Source organism: Streptomyces sp. NBC_00878 (assembly GCF_026341515.1).
Classification (GTDB): Bacteria; Actinomycetota; Actinomycetes; order Streptomycetales; family Streptomycetaceae; genus Streptomyces.
This window is the reverse complement of record NZ_JAPEOK010000001.1, coordinates 1,021,229-1,046,787: the sequence shown is the minus strand read 5'-3', so window position 1 is coordinate 1,046,787 and position 25,559 is coordinate 1,021,229. Positions and strand designations below refer to the sequence as shown.

General features: G+C 69.4%; 21 protein-coding genes and 1 pseudogene. 16 read left to right on the top strand and 6 right to left on the bottom strand.

Annotated features, from left to right (window positions below):
- Window positions 1-26: 26 nt before the first annotated feature.
- Both OHA11_RS04190 and OHA11_RS04185 read right to left on the bottom strand, forming a co-directional pair.
- The gene (locus OHA11_RS04190; RefSeq protein ID WP_266506928.1) at window positions 27-1,532 is read right to left on the bottom strand and encodes a type I 3-dehydroquinate dehydratase; all 1,506 of its coding nucleotides are present in this window, start codon (window positions 1,530-1,532) and stop codon (window positions 27-29) included.
- 222 nt (window positions 1,533-1,754) lie between these two features.
- Window positions 1,755-3,158 carry an MFS transporter gene (locus OHA11_RS04185; protein WP_266492045.1) on the bottom strand — a complete coding sequence of 468 codons (1,404 nt, stop codon included), beginning with the start codon at window positions 3,156-3,158 and terminating at the stop codon, window positions 1,755-1,757.
- 578 nt (window positions 3,159-3,736) lie between these two features.
- On the opposite strand from OHA11_RS04185, the gene OHA11_RS04180 reads away from it, so the two are divergent.
- The 8 genes from OHA11_RS04180 to OHA11_RS04145 all read left to right on the top strand — a co-directional run bounded on the left by OHA11_RS04180 (window position 3,737) and on the right by OHA11_RS04145 (window position 10,475).
- A complete protein-coding gene (locus OHA11_RS04180; RefSeq protein ID WP_266492043.1) occupies window positions 3,737-5,227 on the top strand; it encodes a hypothetical protein in 1,491 nt (496 codons plus the stop codon).
- Between the two features lie 24 nt (window positions 5,228-5,251).
- Entirely contained in the window at window positions 5,252-5,938 is a 687-nt protein-coding gene (locus OHA11_RS04175) for a nitroreductase (RefSeq protein ID WP_266492040.1), read from the top strand.
- Between the two features lie 205 nt (window positions 5,939-6,143).
- Complete coding sequence (locus OHA11_RS04170; RefSeq protein WP_266492037.1) at window positions 6,144-6,368, top strand: hypothetical protein; 225 nt, start codon at window positions 6,144-6,146, stop codon at window positions 6,366-6,368.
- Window positions 6,369-6,416: 48 nt separating this feature from the next.
- A complete protein-coding gene (locus OHA11_RS04165; protein ID WP_266492033.1) occupies window positions 6,417-6,866 on the top strand; it encodes a hypothetical protein in 450 nt (149 codons plus the stop codon).
- The gene (locus OHA11_RS04160) at window positions 6,863-7,270 is read left to right on the top strand and encodes a hypothetical protein (protein ID WP_266492030.1); all 408 of its coding nucleotides are present in this window, start codon (window positions 6,863-6,865) and stop codon (window positions 7,268-7,270) included. Before OHA11_RS04165 ends, OHA11_RS04160 begins: the two co-directional genes overlap by 4 nt.
- Window positions 7,267-8,508 (top strand): acyl-CoA dehydrogenase family protein, encoded by a 1,242-nt coding sequence (locus OHA11_RS04155; RefSeq protein WP_266492028.1) that lies wholly within the window; start codon window positions 7,267-7,269, stop codon window positions 8,506-8,508. The genes OHA11_RS04160 and OHA11_RS04155 overlap by 4 nt, the downstream gene beginning before the upstream one ends.
- A 21-nt stretch (window positions 8,509-8,529) precedes the next feature.
- The gene (locus tag OHA11_RS04150; RefSeq protein ID WP_266492027.1) at window positions 8,530-9,729 is read left to right on the top strand and encodes a cytochrome P450; all 1,200 of its coding nucleotides are present in this window, start codon (window positions 8,530-8,532) and stop codon (window positions 9,727-9,729) included.
- Window positions 9,726-10,475 carry a bifunctional 2-polyprenyl-6-hydroxyphenol methylase/3-demethylubiquinol 3-O-methyltransferase UbiG gene (locus OHA11_RS04145; protein ID WP_266492025.1) on the top strand — a complete coding sequence of 250 codons (750 nt, stop codon included), beginning with the start codon at window positions 9,726-9,728 and terminating at the stop codon, window positions 10,473-10,475. Before OHA11_RS04150 ends, OHA11_RS04145 begins: the two co-directional genes overlap by 4 nt.
- Window positions 10,476-10,530: 55 nt before the next feature.
- On the opposite strand, the gene OHA11_RS04140 is transcribed toward OHA11_RS04145, so the two are convergent.
- On the bottom strand, window positions 10,531-12,453 hold the full coding sequence (locus OHA11_RS04140) for a Dyp-type peroxidase (protein WP_266492023.1): 1,923 nt from the start codon (window positions 12,451-12,453) through the stop codon (window positions 10,531-10,533).
- 360 nt (window positions 12,454-12,813) lie between these two features.
- Here OHA11_RS04140 and OHA11_RS04135 point away from each other — a divergent pair, with 360 nt between their 5' ends.
- From OHA11_RS04135 to OHA11_RS04110, 6 genes are all read left to right on the top strand, one after another.
- Complete coding sequence (locus OHA11_RS04135) at window positions 12,814-14,766, top strand: galactose oxidase early set domain-containing protein (RefSeq protein ID WP_266492022.1); 1,953 nt, start codon at window positions 12,814-12,816, stop codon at window positions 14,764-14,766.
- A gap of 256 nt (window positions 14,767-15,022) precedes the next feature.
- The gene (locus tag OHA11_RS04130; RefSeq protein WP_266492021.1) at window positions 15,023-15,700 is read left to right on the top strand and encodes a GYD domain-containing protein; all 678 of its coding nucleotides are present in this window, start codon (window positions 15,023-15,025) and stop codon (window positions 15,698-15,700) included.
- Window positions 15,701-15,833: 133 nt separating this feature from the next.
- Window positions 15,834-16,280, top strand: coding sequence for an SRPBCC family protein (locus tag OHA11_RS04125; protein WP_266492018.1), 447 nt, complete (start codon window positions 15,834-15,836; stop codon window positions 16,278-16,280).
- A 193-nt stretch (window positions 16,281-16,473) separates the two neighbouring features.
- Entirely contained in the window at window positions 16,474-17,595 is a 1,122-nt protein-coding gene (locus OHA11_RS04120; RefSeq protein ID WP_266492015.1) for a CapA family protein, read from the top strand.
- A 190-nt stretch (window positions 17,596-17,785) separates the two neighbouring features.
- Window positions 17,786-19,114, top strand: a complete 1,329-nt coding sequence (locus OHA11_RS04115) for a phosphoribosyltransferase family protein (RefSeq protein ID WP_266492013.1) — start codon at window positions 17,786-17,788, stop codon at window positions 19,112-19,114.
- A gap of 27 nt (window positions 19,115-19,141) precedes the next feature.
- Complete coding sequence (locus tag OHA11_RS04110; RefSeq protein ID WP_266492012.1) at window positions 19,142-19,480, top strand: hypothetical protein; 339 nt, start codon at window positions 19,142-19,144, stop codon at window positions 19,478-19,480.
- A gap of 561 nt (window positions 19,481-20,041) precedes the next feature.
- On the opposite strand, the gene OHA11_RS04105 is transcribed toward OHA11_RS04110, so the two are convergent.
- Together OHA11_RS04105 and OHA11_RS04100 are read right to left on the bottom strand one after the other, a co-directional pair.
- Window positions 20,042-21,235, bottom strand: coding sequence for an ArgE/DapE family deacylase (locus OHA11_RS04105; protein ID WP_266492011.1), 1,194 nt, complete (start codon window positions 21,233-21,235; stop codon window positions 20,042-20,044).
- Between the two features lie 122 nt (window positions 21,236-21,357).
- Window positions 21,358-22,479 carry a diaminopropionate ammonia-lyase gene (locus tag OHA11_RS04100; RefSeq protein ID WP_266492010.1) on the bottom strand — a complete coding sequence of 374 codons (1,122 nt, stop codon included), beginning with the start codon at window positions 22,477-22,479 and terminating at the stop codon, window positions 21,358-21,360.
- Window positions 22,480-22,574: 95 nt separating this feature from the next.
- Here OHA11_RS04100 and OHA11_RS04095 point away from each other — a divergent pair, with 95 nt between their 5' ends.
- Entirely contained in the window at window positions 22,575-23,501 is a 927-nt protein-coding gene (locus OHA11_RS04095; RefSeq protein ID WP_266492008.1) for a LysR family transcriptional regulator, read from the top strand.
- An 83-nt stretch (window positions 23,502-23,584) separates the two neighbouring features.
- Here the strand turns inward: OHA11_RS04095 and OHA11_RS04090 are convergent.
- Window positions 23,585-23,710, bottom strand: a pseudogene (locus OHA11_RS04090) (RNA polymerase subunit sigma); the annotation flags it as partial.
- A 204-nt stretch (window positions 23,711-23,914) separates the two neighbouring features.
- On the opposite strand from OHA11_RS04090, the gene OHA11_RS04085 reads away from it, so the two are divergent.
- Complete coding sequence (locus OHA11_RS04085; RefSeq protein WP_266492007.1) at window positions 23,915-25,516, top strand: glycosyl hydrolase family 28 protein; 1,602 nt, start codon at window positions 23,915-23,917, stop codon at window positions 25,514-25,516.
- Window positions 25,517-25,559 lie beyond the last annotated feature (43 nt).

The window sequence follows — 25,559 nt, the reverse complement described above, 5'->3', positions numbered from 1 at the left end:
CGGCCTCGGACGTACCGCCACGACGCCTAGGACCGGATCGCCTTCGCGGGGCAGAGCGTGGTGCTGTGCTGCGAGGCGTCCTGCGGGAGGGCGCGGACGGTGTCTGCCGGCATCGTGTGCCCGGTCAGCAGCCTGAATTGCTCTCGTACCTCTATGAGCAGCACCGACCGGCCGTCGATGGCGGGCAGCCCGTGGGCGTGGGCCGCGGTCATCAGCGCGGTGGGCTCTTCCCGGTAGACGAGTTCCAGCACGACGGCTCCGGGGTCGGCGGTCGTGAGCTGGAACGGGGGGCAGTCGGCCAGCGGGGTGGCATGCACCAGCAGCGAGTGCCCTCGGGCGGAGAACACGAGGAGGGGAATGAACGGCAGCCCCATCAGCGAGGCGGCCCGCAGACCGCGGTCCCGGCTCCGGTTCACCAAGGTCACTCGGGCACCGGCCTCACGCAGCGCCAGGGCGACGGCCCGTCCGGCTCCCCCGCATCCCACGACGGCTGCACTGCACCCGGCCGGATCGACGCCGGCTGCGGCCAGCGAGTCGAGCACGCCTGCCGGATCGGTGGTGTCGGCGTGCCAGCGACCGTTCTCCAGCGACAGCACGTTCGCCGCGCCGGAGCCACGCGCGGCCCGGGAGGCCGTGCCGGCCAGGTCCAGAGCGTCCTCCTTGTGCGGAGCGGTCACCGTGAGGCCGCGCAGCGGGAGCCCCGCGTGTGTCCCCAGGGAAGCCGTCGTGTGCAGGAGGCGGGACAGTGAGCGGCTGGGAAACGGGAGGTAGAGCGCACGCAGGCCCAGCGTGCGCAGGGCTGTGTTGTGCAGGCGGGGAGAGAGCGAGCGGCCGGGAGAGACACCGGCGATGCCGTAGAGATGGTCCAGTTGAGGCAACGCGGGCAGACCGTAGTCCGCGACGAGCTGACGCAGGCTCGGCATCCCGTCCGGTCCTTCGGCGCCGACGTGACCGAAGACCACGGGCGCACCGAGCCAGGGGGCCAGGATCCGGGTCCAGATTCCGGCCGGGCCGGAGGCGAAAGCCGTTACGTCGGGCCGATCCAGGGTGCTGAGGAACATCGGCGCCGACGTGCTGCCCTCGGCGCTGGGACTCACCGACAGCAGGTACAGCGCCGCGGGGACGGTCGCCATCGTGTCGAAGAGCCGGAGCAACCCGTCGAGCCCGGTCTCCCCGCCGTGCCAGGAGATCCGTCGTCGGTGGGGCGGGATGCGGGCCAGCACGTCGGGCGTCAGGTCGTCGGGCCACTCCAGATCGACCACGTCGTACTGGTCGGCGGCGTGCACCAGCCTGGCCTGCCGCTCGCCGGTCCGTCCTTGGTAACGACCGCCGTGTCGGTGGCTGCGCAGGCAGTGCGTCAGCGAGCCGGTGAAGTTCCGCCGCAGCCACCTCGGTTCTGGATCACCCACCAGGTCGGCACGGACCTCCAGTCCATCGGCGAGGGAATCGACACCGCTCAGCCGGTCGTGGTCGAGGTCATCGGGAGAGGTCAGGACGGCCACCAGTTGTGCCCGTCTCCCACCCTGTCTCATGCGTGCCACTGGATGTGCTCCTCCAGGCGGACCCTCGTGAATTGGCCAGCGGTCGGCAGACGAACGCCTGCCAGTAGACCGCACGGGACGACATGATCAAGGAGGCTCGCTCGCAGTGGAGGGCTACGTGGGCAGACATCCCTCAAAAGCATTGATCAACTGTGCCGCCCGGTTGACGTCGCTCATCGCGCCACCGGTAACTGGTGGGGTTGCCGCGCCGGTTCATTCCGACGTTTCCGAACCTGTGGCCCGGCGTCGCTCGGTGAGCGCCCGCCCCAGCAGGCCGAGCAGAACGGCGGTGCAACCGATTGCGCAGACAGTGAAGACAGCCGCATAACCGTCATCCGTCGGGAAGCCGTCGGGGGCGGTGTGGGCGGCAAGGATCACGCCGGTCGCGGCGCTGCCGATCGCGCTGCCGACGACACGGAGCACATGATTGAAGCTGGTTGTGGACCCGAGATCGCTGCCCGGAACCGCGGTGTGGATCAGGGCGGCCACGACGGCCCAGACGATGCTGCTGCCCAGGCCGAAGGTCAGTATGGCGAGGAGCAGGTGCCACAGCTCGTCGTGGTGGGCGGCCAGAGCGATATGGGTACCGGTGAGCAGAACTCCGCCGAGTGAGAGCAGCGCACGCAGCTCCGTGCGGACGGCCGGACGACGTGCCAGCCGACCCGCGAGCTGGCTCCCGGCCGAGAACGGGAGCATCACACACCCGGCCGCGAAGACCGAGAGCCCGAGCCCGTAACCCGTGCCCACGGGTGCTTGCACGAGAGTGGCGAGAGCAGAGACGCCGATGAACGTCGCGGCGCCGAGTACGACCGTGGCGAAATTGGCCAGCAGCACGTCGGGATGGACGAGCAACTCGGGCCGGACCAACGGCTGAGCGACGCGCCGCTCCCACCATGCCCAGGCGGTGAGCAGCAGCGCGGCATCCACCAGCACGCTCAGCACGATGGCGGACGTCCAACCCCAACGCGACCCCTGGCTCAGTAAGAGGAGCAGACTCGCCAGCCCGGCCACCAGGAGAACGGTGCCCGCCAGGTCGGCGCGTGCGCAGGCGGACAGCGCGCCCGGGCCGGTGCCCGGGCCGGCAGCCGGGCGCTCATCCTTGGGCAGAATCAGCAGGACCCCCACGATGGCCGGTGCGGCGAAGCCGGCCGCACACCAGAACCCCCAGCGGTGGTCGAGGTACTCGGCGATCAGGCCGGTCAGCGGGAAGCTGAGCCCGGCCCCGGTGGCGGCGGTGACGGTGAGGGCGGTAATGCCGTCCGTCACCTTTGCCGGGGCAAGGTGACGGTGCGCCAGAGCGATCGTCATCGGCAGCATTCCGCAGGCCGGGCCCTGGAGCGCCCGTCCGATCAGCAACTGCGAAAAAGTATCGGCGATCGCAGCCAGCAAGGAACCCGACAGCGTCAGGACGAGCACTCCCAGCAGCGCCCGCCGGCTGCGGTGCCCGTCGGCCAGTCGGCCGAGCACCGGGGTGCTCACCGCCCCCACGAGCAGGGTCACGGTCAGCATCCACTGGGCCGAACTCACCGGCACGTGATGCGCCCGGGCGATGGAGGGGATCAGCAGCGCGCCGAGCGAGCTCACCATCGTGGTCGACAGTGCGCAGTAGATGAGCAAGGGCCCCACCGCGTTCGGTCGTTGCCGCACTCGTGGGCCCATTGCCACCGCCTTCTGAAAGCGCTCGCTCGGATCACCCACGATCTGGCTCTCGCGCAGTGGGGCGAACCCTGCGGTCACTCTCCCGACGGCGTGTCACTACGCCGAACGGCGGTCTGCGTTGCAGGCTGGGATATCACCATCCAATCAGATCATCGGGAACCACAATCTCAACCCGAGTACCGTTTTCTAATTTCACGGGCTACGGGATCTGTCGCGAACCCGCAAGTTCGCATGGGCGGAGGGCAAGTGCATTCGCCCGGCGCACGTGGGGCGCACGTCGTCATTACGTTAATCGCGCGCCTGTGCGACACTGCGATAATGTGTCCCGCACTGGCATCCGGAATGAAATCCCCGCTGAAATTCGAGGACTTGAGACACTTGCGCGGTGCACTGGATCCCTGCACACTCGAATGAGTCGGTGCATTGATCTACGTATGGGGCGGCCGAGTGTCGCAGAGCGTCGAAACGGTTCACTCCGTACGTTCCGCTGCGAATTGACGAACCCTTACTTCAGGGCACTCCGGAGGACCATGCGCATGGCTTGGCTCGCGCTCGGATACTTTCTCGCCTACATCCCCTACGCCATGCTCGTGAAAGCGATGTCCAGTGGGGTTTCCCCGCTGGCCGGGAGCCCGGTCGACGGTCTGGTGCTGCTACCGGCGGCCGCCCTCGGACAACTCGCCGTCATGCCGCTTTTCCTGGCGGCCAGCGGGTGGTGGCGTTACGGCCGGCGACATGAGATACCCGGGGTGGGGCGCGTCCGCGCGCCGGGAAGAGAAACGCTCCTGGCGGGGTTCTTCACCGCGCTCATCATCGGCACCACCACTCTGAATTTCGCCTTCACCGGTGTCTCCATCCTTCTCGTGTTGCTTCTGATGCGTGGGGGCGTGCTGATCATTTCTCCGCTGGTCGACTCGGCGCGTAAGCGAAAGGTCTCTCGTTCCGCCTGGTCCGCTCTCGCTTTCAGCCTGCTGGCGGTTTCGGTGGCTCTCGGCGATGTGGACAGTTATCACCTCACCCTGGCGACGGTTTTGAGCGTTCTCACCTATCTCATCGGGTACGTGGGGCGATTCGAGATCATGAGCCGCGTGGCCAAGACCGGAGTGAAGGAAATCGATCGCCGTTACTTCGTGGAGGAGCACGCCGCCGCCCCGGTTTTCCTGGTCGGGATCCTGGCGGCTGTGGCCCTGGCGGGACAGCCGGAGTTGCGCTCCGGGTTCACCACCTTCCTCGGCACCCCTGCCGCCTGGGGGGCCATCGGTATCGGCGTGGCCTACGAGGTGCTGTTCGTCTTCGGCACGCTGATCTACCTCGACCACCGTGTGTACACCTGGTGCGTACCGGCCAACCGGTGCGCCAGCCTGCTGTCCGGCCTGGTCGCCTCGTACGCCCTCGCCGGGCTGGCCGGGCTGCCGGTCCCGGGGGACGCACAGCTTCTCGCGCTCGTCTTCATCGGCGTCGCCATCGTGTCCTTGTCCTACCCCGCGACGGCCTCCTGGTGGCGGGAACGCGGCACGCGTGCGCGGCGGGTGCTGTTCGTCTGCGGCGGCAACACCTCCCGTTCGCCCATGGCCGAGGTCATCGCCAGGACCCACGCGGCGCAGGCAGGGGGTTCCGCGCGGCGTGTGCGCTTCGCCAGCGCGGGAGTCTCCCCCGCCCGGAGCGGAGCGCCGCTGGCTCCCGCCGCCCGGACCGCGCTCGCCGACCTTGGCGTACGGCGGGTGCCGGGCCGCGTACACCCCCGCCGCCACCGGGCGAGGCCGGTCACCCCCCAACTGTGCCAGGACAGCTCCGTCATCTACTGCATGACGCGCGCGCACCGCGACGCCGTGGTCGCTCTGGCGCCCGACGCGGAGAACCGCACCCTCTGCCTGGACCCGCATGGCGACGTCCCCAACCCCGAAGGGCAGTCGACCGAGGTCTACCGCCAGTGCGCCCACCGCATCGAGGAATTGGTCCGCACCCGTCTGCACGAGTTCCTCGGCGGCGGCCCCGGCCCCGACGTCCGCCCGGCCGGCGTGGGTTGAGATGTCGGAAGGAGTGAGGCGCCCATGACGGAACACACCGACCTGGTGTACGACGGCCTGTCCCTGATCGCGTCCCGTCACTGCAAGCGCGCCTTCCTCGACCGGCCGGTGCCCCGGAACGTCCTCGCGGAGGTGCTCCTCGCCGCAGGGCAGGCACCCTCCAGCCGCAATATCCAGCCGTGGCGGGTGACCGTGGTGACCGGCCCCACCCTGGACGCGCTGACCCGCACCCTTCGCGAAGCCTTCGAGCGCGGAGAGCCTCCACGGCCGGACTGTGCCAACCGGCCGCCGGCGCTCGACAACACCGCAGCGGAGCGTGCCCGCGCGGCCCTCTCGGGCGTACTGCGCGCCAAGGGCCATGCCCCCGACGACGCCGCGGCCGCCCGCGCCCACCTCCGCGACAATCTGCGCTTCTTCGACGCTCCGGCAGCCCTTGTCTGCCACATCCCTGGCGACGCGGTGCCCGGAACCTTCCTGGAGACGGGCTTCTTCCTGCAGAACATCATGCTCGGGCTGGTCGCCCGGGGCTTGGGCAGCTGCCCGCAGTTCAGCGTCGCGGGCTACGCGGACGCGCTGCGTCGGAAGCTGGACATCGAGACTCATCGGATCATCGTCTGCACCCTGGCCGTCGGCTACCCCGACGAAGCGGCACCGGTCAACCGGTTTGTCCCACCGCGGGCCCGCATGGAGGAGTTCGTTCAGTGGTGCTGACCCCACGAAGCGACGGTCACCCGGATGCCGTGCGCCGCGCGCCGGGCTGGTTGTTGGCTGTGACCACAGCAGCCGACCTGGGGCAGGTTCAGCGGTTGACGAGGCTCCTTCGCGTGGCGGGCCGCTACGACATCATCGCTCTGGAGCGGCCAGACGGTCCGGCCCGGCCGGAGCTGCTGGGGGCCCGCAGCAGGCGCACGGCGTCATGGCGGCGGCATCGCTGCCGACCGGCCTCCGGCGCGAGGACGTGACCGTGTTCGAGGCCGGTACTCGCCGTCGCTGGACCTGCTTCCTGGCCTCCTGGCTGGGTGAGCCAACGGTGTTCGGACGCATGCCGACGCCGTGCCCGGACGGTATGTCGATCATCGAGCAACCGGTGACCGATCAGGCTTCCCGGGTTGCCGGCGTTGAGCTTCTTCGGGATCCATGAACCCCGTCCGGACATCACAGTGAACCTCTGTGGGAGGGAGAGCACTTCATGACCATGCGCTCGGTGGCCGGTGCGGCACCATCGGCCGAGCCGTCCCCACCGGACAGCCCCGACGTCTCGGCCCTGTTGGGCGACTGGCTCAACACCGACCGGGGAGTGGTGTCCAAGGGCCCTCTCCGGCTGACCGTCGCCCCGCGCGGAACGGGCCTCGCAGTCCGGACCCTGGGCGGCACCACACCGGACGGGCGCTTCGCGGCGAGCCGGCATCCGTACGACTGGGGTGAGGTACCGGCGGCCGTTTATACCGCGCCCGGCGCGCCATCTGTGGCCTGGTCGTTCTCCGCCGTCTACGAACTCGGCGGGCTCCGTACGGTTCTCTCCGCCTACCACAAGACGGGAATCCTGGTGGCCACTGCCTCCACGATCTCCCTCGACGGCAGCGGGTGCCCCGGTGAGTGGACCCGGTCCTTTTTCCACCGGGTGGAGGAGGGCTCATGACGACACCGCACATCGACCTGGCCGGGCTCATGGGCGGGTGGGTCAACTTCGACACCACCGCCACCGGCATCCGGTCCATCGACGTCCGGGAGGACGCGGACCAACTCGCGCTGAGTGTCGCGGAGAGCGCCCCCGGTGCCCTCGAGGCCCACAACGCACTCACCGCCACGCCACTGGGGGACGCGGGCGGCGACGGTCCGGCCGTGGGCTTCCTCGCCGAAGCGCGGCTCGGAACCCGGGACGTCATCCTCTGCGGCTATCTCAACCGCGGACTGCTGACCATCGACGTCCACACGGTCCACCCCGACGACCAGCGGGTGCCGAACACGATGTACCGCGCCCATTACTACCGTCCGGGACTCGCCCAGCCGTCCGGACCCCCGGAAGGGGCTCTTCTCCCATGACCGCCGACCTGGTGCACGGCTCTCAGGAGCCGCACGGCCCCATTCCCGGGCACCGTGCCGCCCTCGACAGCGCACAGAAGATGGCCGCGGAGACGTTTTCCGCCCGCGCGGACGACTACGACCGCAGGGCCGCCTTCCCCGCCGAGGACTTCGACGACCTCTTCGCGGCCGGTCTGCTGGCCGCTGCCGTGCCACGCGAGTACGGCGGACTGGGCTTCGGCCCGCAGCAGCGCAACACGCTGCCCCTGTGGGAGCTGACGACCATCCTGGCCTCGGCGAATCTCTCGCTGGCGCGCTGCTGGGAGGGACACGCCAACTCTCTGGTGCTCATCGACGCCCTGGGAACGCCCGAGCAGAAGCGGTGCTGGTTCGCGGGCGTGGTCGAGCGCGGGGAGAAGTGGGTGGCCTGGAGCGGCGAGCCCCGGGCACCCAAGCCCGGGGAGGCCGGCCGCTTCGGCACGACGCTCACCCCTGTCGAGGGGGGCTGGACCGTGCGCGGAACCAAGGCGTTCGCCACCAGTGCCACAGGCGCCCAGTGGGCCATCCTGTTCGTCGACCCCGCCGGACCCGGCGGAGCACGGCACGCGACGGCCGCCCGGAACGGCCGGGCGGCGGGCAGCGGACTGCTCATGCTCGCCTGCGATCTGTCGGACCCGACCGTGAGTGTCGACAGCTCGTGGTGGGATCCGGTGGGCATGCGCGCGACGGTCAGCCACCTGGTGCGCTTCGACGACACGTTCATTCCCCGGGACCATCTCATCGGCGCACCCGGTACCTATCTCACCGGGCATTGGCAGGCCGCGTTCGTCCCCCACTACGCCTCCAGCTTCCTGGGCGCCGCCCAGGCAGCGCACGACTACGGGCTGGCGTACCTCAAGAAGCAGGGCAAGGGGGCCGACCCGTACGTACGGCAGCGGGCCGGCAGCATGGCGGTCAACGTGGATACCGCCCGCCTCTGGCTGCGTCATGTCGCCGCGTTGTGGGACGAGGGCAGGGCGGGCGAGGCCCGGCTCGCCGGCAGCAAGGCCCGGCACGTCGTCGAGCACCTGGCGGAGGAGACCGTGCATCACTGCATCCGCGCCTGCGGGGCCCGCAGTCTGGTCCGCCCCAGCCCGGTGGAACGGATCCTGCGTGACCTGACCTTCTACCAGCGCCACGACAACGACGACCACATCCTCGCCACCATCGGTCGCGCGGCGCTCGGTGAGGACCACGACCCGTCCTTCCACAAACCCTGAGTCGAGTGAGGAGGGACCGCGATGCCCGTCCCGAACCGCCGGCCCGTCGCCTTCCCCTTCGACACCCGTGTCCACTCCGAGGTGTTCGAGAGGCTGGCCTGGCTGCGCGAGAACGAGCCCGCGACCCGTGTGGTCATCGCCAGCGGACACGAGGTGTGGCTGGTGACCCGGTACGAGGACGTACGTCAGGTGCTCCGCGACCGGCGGTTCAGTGTGACGGCCAACACCGCGCCCGACGCGCCCAGGTTGTTCACGACTCCGTTCCCGTCCGGCGTCTCCATCCTGCGGGACACAGAGCCGCCGGACCACGCCCGGCTGCGTCGGCTGGTCATGCCGGAGTTCAGAGCGCGGCAGGTCGAGCGGTCGCTGTCGCTGATCCAGAAGATCACTGACGGGCTGCTCGACGCCATGGCCGACGCCGGGCCGCCCGCCGATGTCGTCGCGGACTTCGCACGGCCCCTGCCCATGGCCGTGATCTGCGCGTGGCTGGGCATCCCGGTCGAGGAGAGCGACCGGATCCTGGCCCTGTCGGACACCATGAGCAGTAAGGGCCCTCTGGAGCGGATCACCGCGGCCCAGCGGGAGATGTGCGACTATCTGGCGGCCCTCATGGACTCCCGGCGCACGGCGCCCGGCGCCGATCTGTTCAGCGCCCTGGTCACGGCACACGACGAACAGGGCGCGCTCTCCGACGCCGAGCTGACCGGGATGGGCGTCAGCCTGCTGTTCGCGGGCCACACGGTGGTGACGACCGCCCTGGCGGCTGCCTTGCGCACATTGCTGCACCGGCCCGCCGACCTCGCCCGGCTGCGGCACGACCCCACGCTGACGGAGAGCGCGGTGGAGGAACTGCTGCGCTACCACCTGGTGCTGAGGGACGGTCAGATCCGAGTGGCCACCGAGGACGTGGACATCGCCGGGGTCACCGTCCGCGCCGGAGAGTCCGTGGTGGCCTCCCTCAACTCCGCCAACCACGACTCGGATGTCTTTTCCGACCCCGAAGTCCTCGATCTGGGCCGTCACCCCAATCCACATGTGGCCTTCGGCCACGGCATCCACCGCTGTCTGGCGTCCCATATGGCGCGGGCGGAGTTGCGCATCGGCCTCACCTCGCTCCTGGCCCGCTTTCCCCGACTGCGCCCGGCCGCCGCCGAGGCGTCGGCGGACTGGAAGGACCATCAGCGCCTGCAGGCGCTCGCCGCCCTCCCCGTCAGCTGGTGAGCGCACTTGGCCTCCATTCCACCAAGAAGGGCCAGTTCGCCTACTTCGACACCCAACTCGGCCGCCCGGACTGGTCCGGGCGCAGGGTGCTGGACTTCGGCGGGAACATCGGCGCATTCCTGGAGGGGGCCGCGGGACGGGTCAAGCCGTCGCTCTACTGGTGCCTTGACGTGTCGCGGCCCGCGATCGAGGAGGGCCAACGGCGCGAACCGGAGGCCCACTGGGTCTTCTACGACCGGTACAACCCGCAGTTCAACCCTGGCGGCGTCCGCGAGCTCACGCTGCCCGACCTGGGAACGCGCTTCGACTACGTCCTCGCGTACTCCGTCTTCACCCACACCCCGGACGACGAGACCGTGGAACTGGTGGACGCGCTGCGGTCGATGCTGACCGACGACGGCATGCTCGCCTTCACCTTCATCGACCCGGGCTGGATGCCACCGGGCGAGGGGCAGCAGCCCAACGTGCGGTGGCGGCTCAGCAGCCGCTCCTTGGGGAACGTGGCGGCGCCGCCCCCGGTTCCGGCGCACCTGGACGTCCTCGTCGAGCGGGCGCGCGAGGCGCCCTGGTGCGCGGTCGTGGACCAGAGCCTGCTGTTCGACGCCCGCGCCTCGGTCGGCCCGTGCGGACGGTACGACGTGCTCTGGAGCCCGGACCACGCAAGGTCACTGTTCCCGTTCGCCGAGGTACGCCCCCCTGCGGCGCCGGAGCGGCAGCACTGCTGTCTGATCGGTCCCAGGGCCTGACGTCGCCCGCCTTCGTGGGGCGGGCGACGTCAGGGGACCGGCGTGCCGGAAGACGTCAGCGACCGGCGGTGTCGGTGTGCCAGATCGCCTTGCCCTTGTTGTAGATCACCACGTTCCCGTCAGCCTGGACGACGAGTTCGGCCTCCGGGTTGCCCTCGGTGCCGGAGCTGAAGAGCTTCTTGTCCTTGGCCTTCGGGTCGATGACGAAGAGTTCCCCGTCCTTGAACCACGCCTGCGCCTTCGGACCGGCGGCGGTCTTCGCCGACCAGCGGACCTTGTTGTTCTTGCTGTCGATGACCTGAAGGTTGCCGTCCTCCGTCAGGAAGAGCCGCACCGTGCCCGAGTCGACGGTGTCCCGCTCGGTGTTGTCGAAGCTGTCGGAGGTGAAGACCGTGTTCCCGTGGACGACCATGTTGGTGTTCATCCGGCCTTCTGCCAGCTGGTCGATGACAGAGATCGACGGCATGAAGGCGTACACCGCCCCCTCGGTCCGTACGAACTGGGAGAACTGCAGCGGGACCGGCTCGCCGCCACCTTCCGAGCGCTCCCAGGAGACCACGGTCTCCTCGCCCGCCAAGGGGTCGGCGCCCGTGGGGTGTGGGCCTGGGTCGATCTGCTCGTGGTGGGTGTTGGGGTTGGGCCTGGGGAACGTCTCGTCGTTCATCCAGTCCCGCTGGATGAACTCGAACTGCCGGTAGAGGTCGGCCTGGTAGGAGACGAAGACCAGGCCGCGGGGCGCGTCCGGGCCGTTGAGCGCAGAGGCGGCCGGGTCGAACGGCAGACCGTACGGAATGCCGCGGCGCATGATCCGGCGGTGGTTGAACTTCGTGTCCTCGACGAACTGGCCGGTCTTCGGGTCCTTGAAGCCGTCCCTGGGGTTGGTCTTGCGCAGGTGGGACCAGAGCGGGGTGACCTTTCCGTCGGGGTCGTCCCTGAACGAGATCAGGTTGTCGCCCGACGACTCCGCGTTGTACGACATGTCGGCGTGCGGACACTTCGCCACGGGGGTCCCGGTGCGCCAGCGTCCGACGAGCCGGGCCGCCAGCCACTCGGTGGTCGCCTCCGGGGGCACGGCCTTCGCCTCCTTCAGCACCTTCAGCTGTGCGGCCACACCGGCCCACCAGCCGGGGACGTCCTGGGCCAGTCGGCGCACCACCTGGAAGGAGCCCTTCTGCGCCCACTCCGGGTATGGCAGGGGATGCGGGCGCTCCCGCTCGAGCCCGACGACGAACTCGCCGGGGTTGATGAGGATGGTGCCGGGGTGGCCCTTCTCGTAGACCGGCTTCTCGCCCTTTCCGGGCTCTTCGGGCTCGTCGAGGTACTTGATCGCCGGCTCGCTGACACCGTCCTTGAAGCCGAAGTGCTCCCTCCCTCGGCGGGGTCCTTCGAGGGTGGCACCGTCCTGCTCGAAGACGGTGACGATCTCGGCGCGGGCGAGGTCCTGGCGGACGTCTCCCAGGGTGGCTCGCAGCACGTGCGGCTGGTCGGCAGCGACGGTGAGCACCGCGTGGACGCGTCCTTCGCCGAAGTTGCCGAAGAGCCAGTTCTGGGGGGCGTTCTGCCCCGCGTCACCGAGAGCCGCCGCACGCTTGGCCGGGCCCTCCACGAAAGCCTTCAGCGGGCCGTCGGTGCTGTTGTTGTCGACGCCGGGCAGCGGGTTGTCGCCGGTGAGGAACTTCAGCCCCTCGAAGGTGAAGCTGATGCCGTACCACAGCGCGTTGAGGTTCTTCGGATCGTCGCCACCGGAGTACGAGCGGGCCCGGGAGAACTCCCTGTTGAACTTCGCCACCTGACTGGTGGTGGCGATGAGCGGCCGCAACTGCTTTAGCCATGTGCGCGTCATCTGCTGGTCCTCGAACCGCAGGAACACCAGCTGCATGTGGTCTTTCTTGAACCCGGCGAGTACATCGCCCTGGATCTCGGTGTCCTCGCGCAGGAACAGGTTTTTGGGGTCGGTCGGCGCTGTGGACGTGTACATACGTGCGCTTCCTCCGGGGAATTCGGCGACATGTTTTCGGGTCTCCCGTACCCCGCAGGAATGGAGGTGAGAGGTGAGCTGGAGCCGAACATCCAAATGGCATGGATGTTCACCCAGGTGGTGGAGCGCATGAGGGGCGCACATTTCCTGATTGTGCGCCGGTGATGTACGCCAAGTGCCACTGATGCCGGTTCTGACGTGCATGAAGTGGGTGATTCCTGGTATTCATTTTTGTTGTTGCAGCGGCAGATTTGACGGAAAGGATGTGGGCGCCTCGGGGCATGTGTTCGTCGCGGGTACCGTCTTGAATTTCCTTTCTCCAAATTTCGATCCCTGATTTCCTCAAGTGGCTGGAGAGTTATGCCCCCAAGAAAGATTTCTGCTGCCTTTTCGGCGTGCGCGCTGGTATCCGCGCTGGCCGTCACGGCAGGGCTGGCCGCGCCTTCCGCGTACGCGCATGACGGTGCCCATCACGATGGGCCGGGCGCGGGCGAGGCCGACAAGGTCCCTGTGTCCGAGCGGCAGATCAAGAAGGAGACGAGAGCCGACGAGTCCGCTGTCCTGGGCGAGGCTCACGCCCGGGACCATGCCCGACTCCGGGTGACGGCCAAGGCCATGGGCGAGTACCCGCAGACGACCCGTACCGAGCGGCTGAAGAAGCTGACGGAGTCCCAGGCGGAGACCAACAAGCAGTACGCGCCCGACCAATTCGGCCGGTTCGCGGAGTACTTCCCCTCGCCGGACTACGGCGATCACATCGCCATGCTGCCCACCGGCAAGGTGCTGCTCTTCTCCTTCGAGCCGATCGAGGACAACCCCCAGAAGGAGACCGCCCCCACCGACGTCATCGGTAAGGAGAACGCCGGCCGCGCGTATCTGTGGGACCCGGACAAGGGCACGGGACCCGACGCGTTCAAGAGCGTTCCCCCGCCGATGGTGGTGATGCCGGACGGCAAGAACGAGGCGCGCCCGGCACCGTTCTTCTGTTCGGGCCACGCGTTCCTGCCCAACGGCATGGTGGGCGTGTTCGGCGGAAACCTCGGCGGCAACGGTGGCAGTGGCGCCAAGCTGTCACTCGTCTTCGACCCCTGGACCGAGACCTGGCACCGCAACCAGGACATGTCGGTCGGCCGGTGGTATCCCGGTGTCGTGGAGGGGCCGGACGGCCGACTGCTCATCATGTCGGGCCAGTCGGAGATCGGCTGGGGCACCCCCACACCCATCGTCGAGCGCTTCCCCGCCAAGACGCACCCGGTGCCGTGGCAGAAGGACAACGTGCCGGTGAACGCGCCGGTCGACAAGTTCCGTGCCCAGGCGCCCTTCACCAGGGACTACCCGCACCTGTTCTCGCTGCGCGACGGCAAGATCTACGGCCTGGGCCGGATGCTCAACGAGCAGTACGTCTTCGACCTGGAGACGGAGTCGCGGGCGAAGCTGCCGGATCGACCCAACATCCCCTGCAAGGACGCGAGGGACGGCAACGGCGAGGGCTGCAATCCGGAGCGCATCAACGGCTCCGCGGTGCCGCTGCCCAACGGCTACCAGGGCCCGGACTCGGTGCTGATCCTCGGCGGCAACCGGGACGACGCGAACACCTACGAGTTGTCCAAGGGGGCGGACTGGGTCAAACGCGAGCCCCGGGCCTTCGGCCGGTCGAACGACAACACCGTCATCCTGCCGGACGGCAAACTGTTCACGGTCAACGGCTCCTTCCACATCCGCAACTACGGCAACGGCATGTACAACCCGAACGCCCTGCCGAAGTACCGCCACACCGAGGCGCGCGACGCGGACGGCAACTGGAGGCTCGGCCCCGTCCAGCGGCTTCCGCGCGGCTACCACTCCAACGCGGTGCTCATGCCCGACGGGCGGATCCTGGTCACCGGGGACGAGGCCCAGCAGATCGCCAATGACCCGGACATCAAGGACGGCATGCACGGCAGCGTCGAGATGTTCGAGCCGTGGTACATGCACGTCGGTAACCGACCCCAGCTCAACAGGGTCCCGGCCGATGCGCTGAACTACGACTCCACCTTCTCGGTGCAGACCTCCACGCCGGGTCGCGTCGACCGCGCCGTCCTTGTGGCGCCGTCGACCGTCACGCACTCGACGAACTCCAACCAGCGCCACCTCCAGGTGAAGATCAACAACCGTGACGGCAACAGGCTCAGCCTGCAGACCCCGGCAACGGCCGCTGACGCCCCACCCGGGTGGTACATGCTGTTCCTGCTGGACGAGCGAGGCGTGCCGAGCACTGCGAAGTGGGTGAAGCTGGAGCCCACACAGGCCATGTCCTCGCCGAGCGGTAAATAACGGATCACGAATCCCGGGCCGTCCCCTGCCAAGCCGGCCCTTCCCGGCAGCAGGGGTCGGCCCGGACGGGGGCGAAGCGCTGTGCAGGGGACCCGGCCATGGCTACGGAGTCGTCCCCGGCACGAGGGGCCTCCCGGGTCACACAGGGGAAGGGCCTTATGGCCGGCGAGGACAAGGATTTCTGCGGCCCTGACGCGGGCACTGGTCTTACTACTGTCATCGCCTGGGTGACGGCGGACTCCGCCCGCAGCCAGGAATGACGGCTGCGCCGCATGCTGGAGGAGGCAGGTGTCGGCTCTGTCCTGGCCGTGCCGAAGTCTCAGCTGTCCATGCCCTGGGCCGCATCGAATGCGCCATCGCCCAGGCGCCCGACGACGACTGGGAACGCCACTCCTGCGGCAACGGCGCCAAAGGTCCGCGCCTCTACGACTGGGCCGCGGCGAGGCTGTCCACCATCGATGACTTCGACGGCGATCAGCCCACCCGCCAGCGCTGGGTCCTGGCCCGCCGCAGCCAGGCCCGCCCGGACGAGACCGCCTGCTACCTCGCCTACGCACCCGACGGCACCGCCGTCGCCGAGCTCCTGTGCATCGCCGGGACCCATGGGGCGACCGCGGAAGCCTTCGGGGCCGCTGAGAACGAGTGCGGCCTCGAACCAGTACGAGATCTACCGGTATCCGGGCTGGTACCGGCCCATCTCGTCGATCGCATGGTGCGGAGCATTGGAGGTCGTCTCAGGTCGATGTACTGGGCCTTCGGCGACGACGACGTCTACGTCACGGTGGACCTGCCGGGCGATGCCTCCGCCGCGGCCATGGGCATGGTGGTGTCGGCGGCCGGTGGTGTGCGCACGAGCACGGTCGTCCTGCTGTCGTTCGGCGAGATCGACGAGGCCGTCCGTCAGAAGCTGGAGTACCACGCGCCCGGCGCGTGATGCCACCGCTGCCGGCCGTCGAACGGCCCGCGCCCGCGCCACTGATTGCCGCGTTGGCCCCGTCCGGTTGGTGGGGTTGGTGCGTCGTCGGCTCCGTGGGATTATGTCCATAACTGGATAAAAGGGGATCGAAATGTCTGCGATCAAAGAAAGCGTCGACATCTCCTGCCGCCCCGAAGACGTCTTCTCCTACGTGACCGATCCCTCGCACCTCCCCGAATGGCAGGAGAGTGCCGTGTCGGTACGCCCTGTGGGAGACGCTCCTCTGGCCGTGGGTTCGAGGGTCGTGGTGACCCGGCGGATCGGGCGCCGGGACATCCCGATGACCTCGGAGGTGACCGAGCTTGATCCGCCGAGGAGCTGGCGGGTCGACGGCGTCGACGGTCCCGTCCGAGGGCACGTGAAAGGGACGATCGAGCCGCTCGGTGACGGTGAACGGTCGCGCCTGACGATGTCCCTCGACTTCGAGACGCATGGGATCGGCAAGGTGCTCGTTCCGCTCGTCGTCCGTCCGCATGTGCGGAAGGAGATGCCGAGGAACGAGCAAACGCTGAAGAGACTCCTTGAGGGGAGTGTGTGAACCCGGCGTCGCTCTCTGGCTGCCGACCCGGCCCCGCTCCCAAGGGGTCCTTGCACTATGAGCGCCAGACCACGCGACCCGGGCGGGCATAGTGCAAGGGCCCCTAAGGGGCGGGCGCCGGACGGGCTTGCGCTTGCGGGCCCCTGTTCGCCGCCCGGAAGCAGTACCCGCCGGACCGGCCTAGCCTGGAGGAATGGGCGGTGACCTCGTCACGCTGTTCCTGGCCGGCGATGTGATGCTCGGCCGCGGAGTCGACCAGATCCTTCCGCACCCCGGCGATCCGAAGCTGCCGGAGTCGTACATCAAGGACGCCCGCGCCTATGTGGAGCTGGCCGAGGCGGCGAACGGCATGATTCCCCTTCCGGTCGACTTCCCCTGGCCCTGGGGCGACGCGCTGGACGTGCTCGCCGTGGCGGCGCCCGACGTCCGGATCCTCAACCTGGAGACCGCCGTCACGCAGAACGACGAGATCGCGCCCGACAAGGAGGTCCATTACCGGATGCACCCGGCCAACCTGCCAAGTCTGGCCGCCGCCCGTCCGCACGTTTGTGCCCTGGCCAACAACCATGTGCTGGACTACGGCCGCCGCGGGCTGGAGGAGACGCTCGACGCCCTGGCGGACGCGGGGCTTCGCTCGGCAGGGGCGGGGCGGGACGCCCACGAGGCCCGGCGTCCCGCGATCGTCCCTGTCGTAGGCGGTCGGCGCGTTCTGGTCTTCTCCGTGGGGATGGCCTCCAGTGGCATACCCGGCAGCTGGGCCGCCACGGCACAGCGCAGTGGGGTCGACTTCGTCGCCGAGCCGTCGGACGCCGCCGCGGCCGGGATCGCCGCCCGGCTGCGTCCGGCCAAGCGTCCGGGCGACATCGTGGTCCTCTCGGTCCACTGGGGCTCCAACTGGGGTTACGGCATCCCGCGGGACCAGGTCCGCTTCGGCCATGCGCTCATCGACGGCGGCGCGGACGTTGTGCACGGGCACTCCTCGCACCATCCGCGGCCGTTGGAGTCGTACCGGGGAAGGCTCATCATCCACGGCTGCGGCGACCTGCTCAACGACTACGAGGGCATCGGCGGCCGCGAGGAGTACCGGGACGACCTCCGGCTGCTGTACTTCGTCACCGTGGACCAGGACGACGGCAGGTTCCACGACGTGCGCATCGCCCCGATGCGGTCCCGGCGGATGCGGCTGGAGCGCGCGACGGTCGAGGACTCGCGGTGGGTGCAGGACGTTCTGGGCCGGATCAGCCGGGCCTACGGCTCACGCGTCGAACGGAACCCGGACGACACCCTCACCGTCCGGCCGTCCCAGGGGCCGTAGGTGTGAGCGGGACCATGCACCCGACGGAGAGCGCGGACTGCTCGGCGACGCATACGCCCGGCGCGCCGTTGGGGCGTGCCGTGGACTCACCGGGGTCAGGATCTCCGGACCGTCTCCGCAACGGCCGCCCGGGCGCGCACAACGGACTTCAGTCGGGACTCGAGGACCTCACCTCACCCGGGAGGCGACCATGTACTTCACAGACCGAACCGACGCGGGCCGGCGACTCGCCGCCCAGCTGCACCACCTCAAGGGTCAAGACCTGGTGGTCGTGGGGCTTCCCCGCGGCGGCGTCCCGGTCGCCGCGCAGATCGCAGAGGCACTGGGCGCTCCGCTCGACGTTTGCCTCGTACGAAAGCTGGGGGTGCCCTTCCAGCCGGAACTGGCCATGGGTGCCATCGGCGAGGACGGTGTGCGCGTCGTCAATGAACCGGTGGTGCGGGGCATGGGTGTGACGGACCGCGATCTGGCGGCGGTGGAGGAACACGAGCGCGGCGTCCTGGAGCAGCGCGCCCGCCGCTATCGGGGCGAGCGGCAGCCGGCCCGGTACGAGGGACGGACGGTTCTGGTGGTGGACGACGGTCTGGCGACCGGCGCCACGGCACTGGCGGCCTGCCGGATTGCGCGCGCCCGCGGCGCGTCGCGGATCGTGCTGGCGGTTCCCGTGGCGCCGCTCGACTGGTCGGCCCGCCTCGGAGGCGAGGTGGACGAAGGCGTCTGTCTGCACACCCCCCGGGAGTTCCGCGCGATCGGCGAGTTCTACGCGGACTTCGGGCAGACGAGCGACGAGGAGGTCATCGCCTGCCTGGAGCACAGCCGCGCGGCGCACGTCACGTTCGACGCGCCGCCGGCCGCGGGCAGCGCCTCCCCGGAGCGCGATTCCCTGCCCTATGACAGGACGGTCCGGATACCGGCCGAAGGCGCCGCGCTCGTCGGGCGGCTCACGGTGCCCCGCGGTGCCCCCGGGGTCGTCCTCTTCGCCCACGGCAGCGGCAGCAGCAGGAAGAGTCCGCGCAACCGCTCCGTCGCCACCGGGCTGAACCGCGCCGGTCTGGGCACCCTTCTGTTCGATCTGCTCACCGAGGCCGAGGCGGTGAACCGGGACAACGTGTTCGACGCGCCGCTGCTCGCCCGCCGCCTGACCCAGGCGACCGAATGGCTGCGCGAGCAGCCCGACACCCAGGGCATGGAGTTCGGCTACTTCGGCGCCAGCACGGGCGCCGCCGCCGCGCTGTGGGCCGCGGCGGAGCCCGCCGCGGACGTCACGGCAGTCGTCTCCCGCGGAGGCAGGCCGGACCTGGCCGGCCCCAGGCTGCCCGAGGTGAAGGCTCCGACGCTGCTCATCGTCGGAGGCCGCGACCACCTGGTGCTGGACCTCAACCGGCAGGCCGCGGCGCGCCTGAGCTGCGAGCATCAGCTGGCCACCGTCCCGGGTGCCACTCATCTCTTCGAGGAACCCGGCGCCCTGGAATCGGTCACCGAGCTGGCCACGGACTGGTTCAGCAGACACCTGGCCTGATCCGGAAGCAACGGCCAGTGCATCGTTTTGAGCCTGCATCGGGCACAGGCCGTCCTTGCTCACTTTCCCTGGCTGGAGGAGTGGGCGAAGCCGTCGCTGACGGCCAAGATGCGGTATCTGGAGACGCTTCGGGCCCAGGCGGCGCGGTTCGTGGACGGGGAGGTGCTTGTCGTGGCTGCTGCCGCGACGGCTCTCCCCATGCCCGAGCTTCCGCACGCGGATCCGGCTTTCGCGGTGCTCGGCGGCAACAGCCGGGCACTCGTGGGCCTGTGGCGCCGGTGGCAGAGCGCGGGCCGGGCGGCCCTGGGAAGGGTCGGGGACGCGTACATACCTCTTGTACGAGATCGTGCGAGGCATCCGCAGTAACCGGAAGGGCTACGACGCGGCCCGAGCCGAGGCGGCGCGCCTGATTGAGTCCTGGGAGGAACAGGCCCGGGCGGCAGCGGCAGCGGCAGCGGCGTCGGCGGACCGGGCTCCGAGATGCCGGCTGACGGCGCAGGTGCCGGAAGCATCCGAGGCCGTCCCACGTCATGATGCCCGGGATTTCCTGGACAGGCTGGATACGTGGACGCTCGGTGTGCTGCTCACGTGGACCGTCGAGGCCGACTGGGGGACCGGCGTCCTCACCTTGGACGTGCACCATCGAGAGGCGGCTGGCCAAGGGGTGGCTGGCGGTATGGCACGGCCTGCTCACGGAGGACCCCCTCAGCTCGCGCCTTTCCGGCAGCCCGGCAGTGACCGTTGGCGAAGCGGCAGCGGCCTCCCTTGGGGCCCTTGGCCCCATGATCCTCACTCCTGAGGTCAAGGGGTCGCAGGTTCAAATCCTGTCGTCCCGACGGTGCGAAGGGTCTTCGCAGGTGAGAGCCCTGGGGCCCTTTTTGTGTGAGTGGGTTGATTCCGGCTTGGAGGGTGTGGACGGCCGGGGGCTCAGGCGCAGAAGTCAGTGATGGTGTCGGTGAGGATCTCGGTGACGTGGTGCAGCGAGGTGATGTCGACCCATTCCGTGGCGGCGTGGGCGCCTTCGCCGTCGACACCGAAGAGCAGGCAGGGGATGCCCGCGCGGTCCAGGAGGGCGCAGTCGGTCCAGAACGGTTCCGCGCGGATCGCCGGCGCCTGCCCGAGGGTCTTCGTCGCGTGGCGCATCAGGGTGCGTACGACGGTGGCCTCGGGGTCGGCCTCGAAGGGCTCGCGGTTCAGACCCCGGGTCAGGCGGTAGCGGAAGTCGTGGACCGTGGCGGCGAGCTGGTCCAGGACCGCGGTCAGCTCCGCGTGGACGACGTCGGGGCTTTCGCCCGGAACCGTACGGCGCTCCAGCGTGATCCGGCAGTGCGCCGGGTACGTCGAGGGCTCCTCGCCGCCGTGGACGACGGAGGCGTGCACGCTGCCGGTGCCGAGCAGCGGGTGCGCCGGGCCCTGGGCGAGACGCTGTCCCAGTTCCTCCAGGGCGACGAGAAAATGTCCGGCCTTGGCGATGGCGTCGATGCCGAGGTCGGGGCGCGATCCGTGTGCCGCGCGGCCCTCGATCTCCACCTCGAACCAGGCGAATCCCTTGTGCGCGAGGGTCACGTCGAGGCAGGTGGGCTCGGTGACGATGGCCGCGTCGGCGGTGAAGGACTCCAGTACCTCCTCGGTACCGAAGCTGCCGTGCTCCTCGTCGGCGACACAGGCCAGGAGGACGTCTCCGCGCAGCGGGCCCCGCGCGGTGGCGCGAGCGGCGGCGATCATCATGGCCGCGATGCCGCCCTTCATGTCGAAGGTTCCACGCCCGAACATCCTGCCGTCGCGGATCCGCGGGTCGAGCGGGTCGCCGTCGTAGTCGGCGAGGCTGACGATGTCCAGGTGGCCGTTGAGCATCAGGGACCGGCCGCCACCCGTACCGCGGGCGATCGCGACCAGTGAGGGGCGGCCGGGGCGCTTCTCGAGGATGTGCACCTCGAATCCGCGGGCGGCCAGCCACTCCCGGCAGAAGTCGGCGACAGCGCTCTCGCCCGCACCGCCGGGAACGAGGCCGGGGTTGACGGAGTCGATGGCGACGAGCTGGGCGAGGAGAGAGACGGGGTCCGGGGAGACGGTGGCCACGGAATCGGGTGCCGCCGGGATCGTGGAAGTCGTAGTAGTCATGGCAGCCGTGGGAGTCGCGGCAGCGACAGGAGTGGTGGGTGTCGCGGGCGTCTCAGGGAGCATGGGGACCTTCCGGAGGGCGGGCGCTGCCCGGCGGGACAGGCGGGAGCGAGCTGCTGGGCTCAGTGGTCGGGGGTGCCGTGCGGGTTGGCGGTGCTGCCCTCGGTGCTCAGCAGTACGACCGTTGAGGTGGGGCCGATGCCCAGGGCGGTGCGGCGTTCGGCGGCGCCGTCGCCGGTGAGCGCGGCGCGGACGCCGGCGAGCGGGGCGGCTCCGCAGGGGCCGGAGGAGACGCCGAGGACGGCGAGGTCACCGGCCGCGCGGGCGCTGTCGGCGTCGGTGATGGCGACAGCGGCGTCCAGCCCGTCGCGCAGGTACGGCCAGGCGATGCTGGAGGGAGTACCGCAGTTCAGACCGGCCATGATGGTCTCGCCGGTGGTGACGCTGACGGGTTCGCCGAGTGTGAGGCTCTCGATGACGCAGGCGGCGGTCCGCGGTTCCACCGCCACCAGAGCCGTTGCCTGCCCGGCCGGGCGGCTGCGGTAGTGGGTGACGACCGCCTGGGCGAGTGAGCCCACGCCCACCGGCACGGCGACGAGATCGGGCAGACCCGCGCCGACGGCCGCGAGCTGCTCGTCGATCTCGGCGCAGAGGGTGGAGTAGCCCTCGACGATCCAGCCCGGGACCTGCTCGTAGCCTGGCCAGGCGGTGTCCTGGACCAGCACCGCGCCCGGTGTGGCAGCGGTCTCGGCCGCTTGCCGTACGGCCTCGTCGTAGGACCCTGTGACCCGGGTGACCTCCGCCCCTTCCGCGGAGATGGCCGCCGCGGCCCGCGGATGAACTCCCTGCGGGACGAAGACATGGGCTCGTTGGCCGAGCAGGCGTGCCACCCGGGCCACGGCGCGTCCGTGGTTGCCGTCCGTGGCTGTCACCAGCGTGACCGGATCCGACCCCTCGTCGCGTGCCGCCCGCTCCGCAAGGATGCGATGCACCGCCCAGGACGCGCCCAGCGCCTTGAAGGCAGGCAGGCCCAGCCGGGACGACTCGTCCTTGACGAACACCCTCCCTACCCCCAACTCGACGGCCAGCAAGGGCAGTTCGGTCAGCGGCGTGAGGGCGTGATCGGGCAGGGAAGCGTGGAAGGCGCGTACCTCGGCGGGGGCCGGCGGGCAGCTCCAGGACCTGGCGGTGGGCCGCGCCCACCACTGCGCCGCGCGGAGGTCGTCGGAAGTCTCTTGAGTCACACAGAGAGCGTGCGTCTCGCACGTCCATTCGGTCCAGCGAATGTTTCTCACCTATATTCATCAGAGAAACCGATCTATCCGGGGAAGGTCTCCTGATGTTCGACCTGCACCGGCTGCGCCTGCTGCGCGAGCTCAAACACCGCGGCACCCTCGCGGCCGTCGCCGCCGCCCTCTCGTACAGCCCCTCCTCCGTCTCGCAGCAGCTCTCGCAGTTGGAGTCGGAGGTCGGTGTCCGGCTGCTGGAGCCGGTCGGGCGGCGGGTGCGTCTGACTCCGCAGGCGGAGATCCTGGTCGCCCACACCGAGGCGGTGCTGGAGCGCCTGGAACGCGCCGAGGCGGACATCGCCGCGTCCCTGACCGACCTCACCGGCACCCTGCGTATCGCCGCCTTCCAGACGGCCGCGCTCGCCCTGCTGCCGAACGCGCTGAGTCTCCTGCGCGACATCCATCCCGGTCTGCGGGTGCACGTCACGCACGCCGAACCGGAAACGGCCCTTCCCGCGCTGCAGGCCCGCGACTTCGACCTGGTCATCGCCGAGGAGTACCCGGACAACCCCAATCCCCGGCCCGCCGAACTGGAGCAGGAGGATCTGCTCGACGACCCCATGCGCCTGGCGCCCGCCCGGGAGACGGACGACGCGGACGGCCCCGGCGCGGTGCTGCGCTCACTCGCCGACCGCCCCTGGGTCATGGAGCCGGAGGGCACGGCCGCCCGCCACTGGGCCATGACCCTGTGCCGCAACGCCGGTTTCGAACCCGACGTACGGTTCGAGTCCACCGACCTGCTGCTCCACCTGCGCCTCGTGGAGCAGGGCCACGCCGCCGCCCTGCTGCCCGACCTGGTGTGGATCGGCCGGCCCCCGACCGTCGCACTGCGACAACTCCCTCAAGGCCAGCGGGCCCGCAGGATCTTCACGGCGGTACGCCGCGGTCGCAGCCGGCACCCTGGCATCCAGGCCTGCCGGCACGCACTCCGGCAGGCGGCAGCAGAGGTCACGGCGACGACCGGGCCCGTGACGTAGAGGCGGACGCACGCCGCGCTGCCGCACGGTGTGCGGCCGGCGGGTGAACGCTGACAGGTGGCGCGAGCCGTCCCCGGTGCGGGCTTGGCGGCATCGAGCAGCGGCGTGCGCGCGATCTCGTCGAGACACATGCCGACCAGGTCGCGGTCGCCCTGCCGCCCACCCCTCTCCAATGTCGTCCACATTTCCTTTGCCATCCGGCCATCCATTGTTTGCCTGCCGGACCCGAGAGCGCTCTCTTACAACTCGTGCATCGTGCTCAGCTTCCCCACCGCCACCTCGCGCCCCTCCTTCCCCCCTTCGGAACCTGGGTTCGAGCACGCGACGAGCACGGGCCCGCCCCTCGATGGACTGAACAGATAGGACACCGGATGAAAACGCCATCGGCTCCGACCAACAGAGTCCAGAAGCGCGTGAAACATCTCCTCGCCCTAGGGCTGACCGCCCTGCTGCTGGGCGTTGCGGCGCTCCTGGGAATTCCCCGGTCGGCCGAGGCCGCGCCCGGGGCCGTCGACGCGTACCCGGTCCCGTCGATCTACAAGGCGTCGACCGACTACAAACTGACGGTCAACGGAACGTCCGTGCCCGTCACCAAGTACCCGGGGTACGACATCGCGCAGCTCTCCGTGGGGTCGGGCACCGCCACCTTCGCGGTGACCAAGGTCAACAACACGGCGATCGGCTCGTACAACATCACCCCGCAGAAGCTGGGCATCAAAGGGTCCGTCAGCGGCTCGACCCTGACCTTCACGGCTCAGAGCGACGAGTATCTGATCGTCCAGCTCGACGGCCGCCCCAGGCTGGTCATCGCGGCCGACCCGGCCGAGTCCAACCGTCCGGCGACCAGCGGGACCGGGATCTACAACGTACAGAGCGCGCCCTACTCGGCCCAGCCGAACACCGGCGCCTACACCACGACGGGCTTTCAGAAGGCCCTGAACGACGCCGCCGCGTGGGGCAGCGCGAACGGCAAGCAGGGCACCGTCTACGTGCCGGCCGGTGTCTACACGCTGGGCAATCTCTATCTGCGCAGCAACCTCGCGCTCTACCTCGCACCCGGCGCGGTCCTCCGCTACACGGGAGAAGCCGCCCACTATGTGGTGACCGGGAAGAAGAACTCGCAGCAAGGGCGGAAGCTGACCTGGTTCATCTCCACCCGGTACTCCACGGAGAACATCAAGATCTACGGCCGGGGAATCATCGACGGGAACGGCCAGGCCGCGCTCGCGCCCGACAACCTCGGCGTGAACCTCCTCGCCCCGATCTACACGAAGAACTTCACGGTCGACGGCATCACCTTCCGTGAGTCCAGCAGCTGGGCGGTCATCCCCCTGCGGTCCTCGAACATGACCTTCCGCAACATCAAGATGTTCAACAGGTTCGACATGGGCGAGAACGACGGCATCGACGTCATGGAGTCCACCGACGTCACCGTCGACCACGCCATCGGCATCGGGCTCGACGACCCGTTCAGCACCAAGACCTGGCCCGACGTCGCCGACATCTACCAGTCCGTCCCCGGCACCGCGCGCCCGCTGGAGAACGTCACCTTCAACGACCTGGTCTCCTGGACCTACTGCTACGGCGTCAAGGTGGGCCAGGGCGTCTTCCAACCGCAGAACAAGGTCACCTTCCAGCACGTCTCCGTCTACGACGCCGCCGTGGGCATCGGCCTCCACCACAAGTACGGGACGGCGGGTGCGACGAACATCAAGTTCGACGACATCGACATCGAACGGCTCACCCTCAAGAACGACGACAACCGGACCTGGCTGGCCCTGATGACCGGAAACACATCGGGCGTCGGCCCGGTCACCGGGGTCACGATCTCCAACGTGAAGGTACGCGACGCCGGTATCACCCCCGCGCGCATCAACGGCCTGCCGGGCGCTCCCATCACCGGAGTCGCGCTGAAGAACATCGTGATGCCCGGGAGCACGACCCCCGCCACCACCCTGGACCAGGCGAAGATCACCAACCTCTCGAACAACAGCAACGTCACCATCGCGCCGTAGGAGCCAGGGCGCGGTCCGGGCCACGGGCGGCAGCGCTCCCTGA